The 1233-nt window shown below is 61.3% G+C and carries 1 protein-coding gene; it reads right to left on the bottom strand.

Annotated elements, in window-relative coordinates; translation table 11 throughout:
* Positions 1 to 54: 54 nt before the first annotated feature.
* The coding region (locus AYK65_RS31270; protein ID WP_081163222.1) for a M24 family metallopeptidase at positions 55 to 1233 on the bottom strand (1179 nt) is incomplete at its 5' end.

The raw sequence follows: 1233 nt of genomic DNA, 5'->3' as shown, positions 1-1233 counted from the left end.
GCGTGCGGCACATGGTGGGCTAGTTGCCGTGTCGTTTTACGGCAGGCTCCCGTCTCAGATCACGGTCATTTCGAGGTCCCCGCCAGCCAGGCATTCAAGACCACTCTCGGTCAACGCGTAAGTACCGCCAACCAGGACGACGTATCCGTCTGCAGACCGCATGTGCGTATGAATTAGAAATGTCGTATCAGCCTGGAACCGCTCACCTGATTCGCGGGTAATGTCGTATCCTTCGATCCAACTGGGAGGATAAGCGGCGGAAATGCCACAGCCCAAGCGGGCGTGGACTCCCACATCAAGGCCGCGCCTTTGGTACTCGCTGAAGGCGGCGTCCTCGGCCGCTGCCGTTGGGTTGCCGACTTTGATTTTTTCGCAGGCGGCACGAAATGCATGCAGCACCGCATCGTAGGTTTCAGTCGCCGCTTGGCTGGGTTGGCCGAGCCAGAGCGTTTGGATTGTCACGGAATGGTAACGGCGCTGAACGCCGGCGAATTCCGCCTTTACGGGCTCCCCTCTCCGCAGCTTCCGCATGGTGGGCGTGCGGTGACCACCGCTGGTGCGCGGGCCCGTGGAAAACCAGGTCGGCATGGCGGGGTATTCGGTACCAGCCAAGCGCATGGCGTGCTCGATGGCGCCAGCGAGCTCCATTTCGGTTGCTCCATCGGCTACCGCTTGGCGCAAGGCGCTACGACCAGCCTCTGCGATGGCGCCAGCCTTCCGCATGTAGTCTAGTTCACGCGCGGATTTGCGGAAGCGCAGACGCTCAATCAGATTGGTCGCATCAGCAACATCCCCGCCCAGCGCTGCATTCAATCTGAGCGCGGCGGCGCCAGGAAGGGCGAAGCTATCGAAGCAGACGCCAATGCGTCCGCCGGGTACAGCATGCTCACGCGCAGCATCGACGATAAGCGAGATGGGGTCCTGAACCCCATGGTGATAAACCCGCATGTCGCTGACCCAGGAGAACTCTCGCGCATTCACAATGTCCGTATCGCGGAAAATGAGCGTCGGATCCTTTGTAGCACCGAAGACAAGAGCCTGAAGTTGGAAGTGGGTGTGGCCGTCAAACCCAGCCAAGTAATACAAATGCTCGGGGGCCACGCACACCACGGCATCGAGCTTGGCCTCGGCGAGGGCCTCTCGGGCGCGGGCCAGTCGCTCGCGATGCTCCGCTTCTGGGAAGGCCGGGTCAGGCTGGATGGGAAATGCGTGGTGCGACATAGTCTGGTCTCC

The sequence above is a fragment of the Ensifer aridi genome, from assembly GCF_002078505.1.
Classification (GTDB): Bacteria; Pseudomonadota; Alphaproteobacteria; order Rhizobiales; family Rhizobiaceae; genus Sinorhizobium; species Sinorhizobium aridi.
Note: the sequence above shows the minus strand (reverse complement) of the source record. Positions and strands in the feature narration are given on the sequence as shown.